Here is a 7,107-nt window from a genome sequence, read left to right as displayed (position 1 = left end):
TCGCCGCCGAGAGCTCGTAGTCAAAGACAACCGTCCACGACATCATGTTGCTGGTCAGCAGCGTGATTCAGAGACTGAAGTCGAGATAAGCGCGGCCATCGTCGACCGGCTGACCTTCAACGGCGCCATCATCCAGACCGGAACCGAGTCATACCGCCTCGCCCACACCAAAGCCCTGGCCGAACAAGCCCAGGCCGGCAGAGTGGGAGACCATCGGACGGGGCCAAGCAGAATCCTTGGTTGACCTTCACCTTGGGGGAGCCCACAGCATCAGTGGGGCCGGGCGACGCGCTCGGCATGAGGAGGAACGAGCATGGGGTTGCTGACCATCGGGGCGTTCGCGAAGGCGTCCCGGCTGTCGCCGAAGGCACTGCGTCTTTACGACGAGCTCGGCCTACTGTCCCCCGCTCGCGTCGACCCGGTCACCGGCTACCGCCTCTACGCACCAGAACAGCTGGACCAGGCCCGACTGGTCGCCTGGCTCCGCCGCCTGGGAATGCCCCTGGCCCGCATCCAGCACGTCCGCACGCTGAATGCAGTCGCGGCATCCCAGGAGGTCCGCGTGTTCTGGGCCCACGTCGAGGCCGACACCGCCGCACGGCGAGACCTGGCCACCTTCCTCATCGACCACCTGTCCCGGAAGGACCCCGCCATGTCCCCGACCGCCAAGCCCCTGGGAATCCGTTACGCCGCTCTGTCCGACACCGGCCGCGTCCGCGAGAGCAACCAGGACACCGTCCACGCCGGGTCCCGCCTGTTTGCCGTCGCCGACGGCTACGGCCGTCAAGGAGCCCCTGCCAGCGCGGCCGCCGTCGACGCGCTCAAGCGCCTCGAAACAGACAGCATCCCGGCCGGCAACCTCCTCAACGTCCTGGAAGACACGATCGAACAGGCCAAACAGGCCGTCCACGGCATCGCAGGGACCGGCTCTTCCCACGAGGAGGTCGGCACCACACTCACCGCGATGCTCTGGACCGGATCACAACTCGCCCTCGTCCACATCGGCGACTCCCGCGTCTACCTCCTGCGTGACGGAGAACTGTTCCAGATCACCCACGACCACACCATGGTCCAGTCGATGGTCGACGAAGGACGCCTCAGCCCGGAAGAAGCCGCCTCCCACCCCCAGCGGTCACTGTTGGTCCGGGCCCTGGGCCAAGGAGCTGACACCACCCCTGACATGCGCCTGCACGACGCCCAGCGGGAAGACCGATACCTGCTCTGCTCCGACGGCCTGTCGACCATCGTGCCGACCCAAGACATCCACCGAGTGCTCGCCGACATCAGCGCACCCGGGCAGGCCGTCCGCGAACTCATCGCCCTCGCCAACGCGTCCGGCGGCCCCGACAACATCAGCTGCGTGGTCGCCGACGTCATGGAGATCCAGCAGTAGAAGCGAGCGGCATGCACTTCGAGTTGCACCAGATCCGCTCTCAAGAACTCATCCGCGAAGCCGACGCATATCGACTCGCCCAACGAACCAGGACAGCCAAGACGACTTCCCGGACCATGGCAGCCACTACAACGCGACCGGTTCCACGGCGCCTGCTGGCCTGGCTCCGCGGGTGAACATCACGCTGCCTACGGTTGAGCGGGACACCGACCACCCGCGATGTCCCACTCAACCGTAGGCACGACAGCGGCAGAGCGACATCAAAAGTCACTGACATTGATCTTGATGCGCGCCACGGAACGGCTCTCGAACCTCCGCTTACGCGGAGAGGACCCCGGCGGCATCGCGATGTCGAAGCCGGACCGCGGTTCACCTCCGCTTACGCGGAGAGGACACGCCGAGAAGCGGGAGGCCGAGCTGAGTGCAGCCGGTTCACCTCCGCTTACGCGGAGAGGACTACCCGCTCGCGAGGCCGAGGGCCTTCAGCGCCGGTTCACCTCCGCTTACGCGGAGAGGACCAGTACCGCCACGCGTCGCCCTGCTGCCCCGTCGGTTCACCTCCGCTTACGCGGAGAGGACTCCTCGTACATCGAGCAGTACAAGGTCTACTTCGGTTCACCTCCGCTTACGCGGAGAGGACTCCGACTTCGGCGGCGGACCCTGCACCTTCTCCGGTTCACCTCCGCTTACGCGGAGAGGACCTTTGCCGCGGTGTCGCGGGTGGGCCACCAGGCGGTTCACCTCCGCTTACGCGGAGAGGACCGATGCGATCAAGGCTGCGTTCACCCCGGTAGCGGTTCACCTCCGCTTACGCGGAGAGGACACTTCCTGACCTGGCCACCTTCAGGCGGTTTGCGAATTCTTTGCGGTATCCGAGTGGACTTGTCCCGAATGGGCCTGCCCATGCTCCGGTTGAGGTTCCACGGCTTGGATTCTACGGCCCTGTTGTGGATCCGCTCTGGTCTCCGTGCAGGTGGGGGCGCATTGTCAGTGGGGCCTGTTATGCATGGCCGTCATGATGAAGCGTGAGTCCGTCTCACCGGTACACGTCCCGGTCGACGTCCGGTTTTGGGGCAAGGAGCACGGTCTTCCGCGTCCGTACCCGGTGGTCTGCCATCTGCTGGACACCGCAGGAGTGTTCGGTGCCCTGTGGGATGTGCTGCTGAGTGATCAGGTGCGTGAGAAGGTCGCAGGGGCGCTGGGGCTGACGGTCGCCGAGGCCCGGCGGGTGCTGTCTTTCTGGGCGGGGTTGCACGATCTGGGGAAGATCACTCCTCCGTTCCAGGCCCAGGTTCCGGAGGCGTTCGCGGCCGTAGAGAGCGATCCGGCCTATGCGTGTCCTCCTGGGGCGGAACGGGAGCGGGCGTTTCGCCACGAGATGGCCACCCACTGGGCGCTGGTGCAGTTACTTGGCGAAGCGGGGTATCCCGGTGGCGGCCGGGTGATGCGGACTGCGGTGAGTCATCAGGTGGCGCAGTTGCTTGGTGGCCATCACGGGTGTTTTGGCGTGGTGCTGAAGTCCAAGGAAGTGGCGCATGCCAGTGCCTATCAGCCCGGGCTCGGTGGGGATGGCTGGGCGGTGCAACGCCAGGCCCATTTCGAGGAGTTGCGGCGCGTCACGGGTGGGTGGGGGGTGCCGGAGCGGGGGTTGCCGGCCGAGCTGGCGGTGATCGTTGCCGGGCTGGTGGTCGTCGCGGACTGGCTGGCCAGCCAAAAGGAGGCGATCATCCCGCTGTTGCCGTCGGCGGGGTGGCGTGCGACGCCGGAAGAGATCGATATGCACTGGGAGCGTACACAGAAGGCAGCTCCGGGGCTGGTGGCGGGAGCTCAGCTGGGGCGGGCTCGGTTCGATGCTCAACGGTTTGAGGAGATGTTTGCGTTCGCCCCCAACAGTCTCCAAGCCGACCTTGTCGCCCGTCTGCCAGGAATGGTCAAGGAGAAGGGGCCGGGACTGCTGCTGGTTACGGCGCCGACAGGTGACGGGAAGACGGAGGCGGCCTTGTATGCGGCGTCGGTGTTGGGTCATGCGGCGGGGGCCCGGGGGCTGTTCTTTGCGCTGCCGACCATGGCCACGGCCGACGCCATGTACCCGCGGGTGAGTGCCTTCGCGGAGCACGCCGTCAGCGGTGAGCGGGCCTTGACGCTGCTGCATTCCATGGCTTGGCTCAGCCCCGCTTACTCCGCGGCCAGGCAGTCCGTGGGCCCGCTCCGGGCAGCGGGCGAGGTGAGCGCGGACCCCTCCACCGCGACCGAGGCGGGGAGGTGGCTGCGCGGACATCGGCGGGGGCTGTTGGCGCCGCTGGGGGCGGGGACCATTGATCAGGCGCTGAGCGCGGTGCTGCCGGTCACCCACAACGCGCTGCGGCTGTTCGGGCTGTCCGACAAGGTGTTCGTGGTCGATGAGGCGCATGCCTACGGGCCGTGGATGCATCAGCTGCTGAGCCGCCTTCTGGAGTGGCTCGGCGCGTTCGGTGCTCCGGTGGTCCTGCTGTCCGCAACCCTGTCCGGCCGCACGGCCTCGTCGCTGGTGGATGCTTACCGCCGTGGGGCCGGATTCCTCGAACCGTCCTCCGTGGAACCGTGCTATCCGGGCTGGATGTTCACTGGCGCCGCGAACGGCGAAGTCTGTGTGCCACGGGAGGCCGGCAGCGAGCGCCGGCGTACCCTGGATGTGCGGATGCTGCCTGTCGTCTGGGACGCGGTGGCCACGGCCGACAGTCCGGTGCGCGCGGGAGGTCGCCGTCAGGCCGTGCGCGAGGCGCTTGAGCCGGTCGTCGTGCAGGGCGGGACCGCGCTGGTGTGCTGCACCACGGTGGCCGAAGCCCAGCAGACTTTCCGTGACCTGCGTGCTGCGTTTCCCGAACTCGCGGCCCCTGAGGGTGGGTTGCGGCTGCTGCACTCGCGCTACCCGGCCAACATGCGGCAGCAGATCACGTCCGCGTGTGAGACGGCCTATGGCAAGCCCCGCTCGCCGCTGGATGTCTCCAGGCCGCGCCCGGCGTCCGTTCTGGTCGCCACCCAGGTCGTGGAGCAGTCGCTGGATCTCGACTTCGACTTGATCATCACGGATCTGGCGCCGCTGGCCCAGCTGCTGCAGCGGGCCGGCCGGGGACGCCGCCACGCGCGCGGCGCTTGTGGGCGCCCGTCGTGGGCGCTGCCGGAGGACGCGCCGCGCTTGGTCGTTCTGGAGCCGGTCGGCGAGAGCGGGGCCACTCAGGTGCCGCGGAGCTGGGGAAGTGTGTACGACGCCGGGATGCTGCACCGCACGGCGCACCTGCTGCGCGAGCGGGACGGGTCCGGGATCGCGGTCCCGGGGGACGTGCAGGAGCTGGTCGATGCCGTGTACGCGGAGGACTTCGTGGACCGGCTCGACGGGGCCGTACAGCGGGAACTAGCGCGGATGGACGCCGTGCGGCAGGCGGACGAGGCGGCCGAGGCGCACCTGGCCGACATGGTCGCCATCTGCGCTCCCGCAGACGTGGCCGGTGACCTGAACCGGCTCAGCCGCCGGGAAGCGGGGGTCACCGAGGAGTTGCTGACCACTCGGCTGGGGGCTGACAGCGGGCGGGTGCTGTGCCTGTACGAGCAGCCGGGCGGCACGCTCGCCCTCGATGAGGGCGGTGCCCTCCGCCTGCCCACTGGAGGCATAGGTGGTGTAGCTCATGCGGAGTTGAGGCAGGTGATGGCGCACGTGGCGCCGGTTCCGGGCGCCTGGCTGCGCGGGGCCGAGGGGCACCCGGCGCCGCCGGGCTGGGGCAAGCATCCGGTGCTGCGCGATCTGGTCCTGCTGCGGATGCAGCCTGCGGGAGGCGATGGCGTAGCAGCGGTGTGGAGCTGCCGCCACGGCGCCCGGACGATCCGGGTCTCCGGTGTCGGACTCGAAACCAGCTGATCATTACCCGTCACTTCCCGAAGAACGCACTTATACGGGCAACACACTTGGCTAATGTCCTCAACCAGCCGCTGTTCTAAGGAAGTCGAGCGGCGACGGTGCTGGAGGGGAACAGCATCAGCCTGCTTGCGCAGGCAGGGGAAAAGGCTCGCGTCGCTCTGCGGGCAACACACGGCTCACCTCCGCGCCTGCGGAGACCCCACCTCATTGTGACCGGCGCCCCGGCGATAGGAGTCCGATGCCCGCCAGTACGTACAACTTGTTCGTCGAACCCTGGATCCCCATCCTATGGACCCCTGCCGCACCCCTCCCCCGCCCCGAACGGGCGGGGCTGCAAGACCTGCTGCTGCGCAGTGGCGACATCGCCGCCCTCGCGATCGCCGACCCGCCCGCCCACTCCGCGCTGCTGCGCATCCTGTATGCGCTCACCGCCCGCGTGACGGGTCTGGACGAGTGGGGGCCCGGCGACTGGGGGGAACGGCGCCTGGACATCCTGGACACCGGCCAGCTCCCCCCGGAGGGGATCACCGGCTACGTCGACCGCTACCGGCACCGGTTCTTCCTGCACGACGGGGACGGGGGCCGCCCGTGGATGCAGGATGCCCGGCTGGCCGGGCAGTGCGACGCCGGCAACACCGCCGGGGTGAACAAGCTGATCGTGACGCGCCCGGCGGGCAACGCCCATGCGTGGTTTCGGCACGGCAGCGACGCCCGCCCCGACCTGCCGAGCGCCGCGGAGGCGGTGCTGAGCCTGCTGGTGTGGCACTACTACGGGCCCTCGGGCCGCTGCTCGGCCCGCGAGGTCAACGGGGTCAAGACCGCCAGTGCCACCGCCGGCCCGCTGCGTACCGCGCTGTCCTATCACCCCGAGGGGGACACCCTGTTCGAGACGCTCCTGGCAGGCCTGGTTCCCCCGGAGGTGACGGTGCGGCGCTCTGCCGATCTGTGCCCCTGGGAGCGGGAGGAGCTGCGCGACCCGGACGCCGCCCCGCCCCTGCCCTCCGGCCCCTGCTCACGGCTGACCGCCTGCTCCCAGCACGCCCTGCTCCTCGTCCCCGACGAGAACAGTCCGGGCCTGGTACGGGATGCCTACATCACCTGGGCGTACCGCGCCGGCCGTATCCCCCGCGACGACAACTATCTGATCTGGCAGATCAGCCAGCAGGGCAACCGCTACCCGCGCCCGGCCGACTCGAGGCGCGCACTGTGGCGGGATCTGGACGCCCTGCTCCTGAGCGAACCCCCCGGCACCGCACAGCCCCAGCGCCCGAAGGTGTTCGACTACGCGAGCGAGGTCTCCGAGGACCTGCGGGTGCGGGCCCTCGGCTTCGAGCAGGAGGGCCAGGCCAAGGACACCCAGTTCGTCGACGCCGGCACGCCCCCCGTCATGGGCTTCACCGAACAGAAGGCGCCCGCGACCGCGCCCGCCGTGGGGCGGATGCGGCAGCTCGGCGAAATGTACGGGCGCCGCCTGGACCGCGCAGTCAAGCGGGCCTGGGCCCAGTACACGAACGACCCGAAGGCGAACGGCGACACCTGGGCGGCCGAGGCCGCCGCCCGCTACTGGCCAGACGCCGAGGCCGAGTTCTGGGACCGCTTCCGCCAAATCGACCGCACCGGCCACACCCCCGGCGCCGGATTCGACCCGGCCGCCGCCCGCACCGCTTTCCTGCGCCTGGCCACCGACGCGTACGACACCGTCACCGCCTCCGTCACCCGCACCCAGCGCGGCGCAAAGGCGGTGGCCCACGCACGGATCGACCTGTACGGCGGGGTCCGCAAGAAGACCGCGAGCTCGCCGACCGCCTGACCGGTCCGCCCT

At 69.1% G+C, this 7,107-nt stretch carries 3 protein-coding genes, 1 pseudogene and 1 CRISPR repeat array; all 4 genes and pseudogenes read left to right on the top strand.

Annotated elements, in window-relative coordinates:
* Positions 1–244 (top strand): annotated as a pseudogene (locus ACZ69M_RS50080) (hypothetical protein); the annotation flags it as partial.
* Positions 245–313: 69 nt separating this feature from the next.
* Entirely contained in the window at positions 314–1,393 is a 1,080-nt protein-coding gene (locus ACZ69M_RS50075) for a MerR family transcriptional regulator (RefSeq protein WP_470060374.1), read from the top strand.
* Between the two features lie 365 nt (positions 1,394–1,758).
* A CRISPR array of direct repeats spans positions 1,759–2,216; the repeat unit is 29 nt; unit sequence CGGTTCACCTCCGCTTACGCGGAGAGGAC.
* A 183-nt stretch (positions 2,217–2,399) separates the two neighbouring features.
* Positions 2,400–5,285 carry a CRISPR-associated endonuclease Cas3'' gene (locus ACZ69M_RS50070; RefSeq protein ID WP_470060373.1) on the top strand — a complete coding sequence of 962 codons (2,886 nt, stop codon included), beginning with the start codon at positions 2,400–2,402 and terminating at the stop codon, positions 5,283–5,285.
* 238 nt (positions 5,286–5,523) lie between these two features.
* A complete protein-coding gene (casA, locus tag ACZ69M_RS50065) occupies positions 5,524–7,095 on the top strand; it encodes a type I-E CRISPR-associated protein Cse1/CasA (RefSeq protein WP_470060372.1) in 1,572 nt (523 codons plus the stop codon).
* Positions 7,096–7,107: the final 12 nt, after the last annotated feature.

This window comes from Streptomyces sp. NPDC107454 (assembly GCF_055582885.1).
Note: the sequence above shows the minus strand (reverse complement) of the source record. Positions and strands in the feature narration are given on the sequence as shown.

Excerpts from the sequence above, each read along its gene's own strand:
- ACZ69M_RS50075 (WP_470060374.1), top strand. The coding sequence starts at position 314 with ATGGGGTTGCTGACCATCGGGGCGTTCGCGAAGGCGTCCCGGCTGTCG.
- ACZ69M_RS50070 (WP_470060373.1), top strand. The coding sequence starts at position 2,400 with ATGGCCGTCATGATGAAGCGTGAGTCCGTCTCACCGGTACACGTCCCG.
- casA (WP_470060372.1), top strand. The coding sequence starts at position 5,524 with ATGCCCGCCAGTACGTACAACTTGTTCGTCGAACCCTGGATCCCCATC.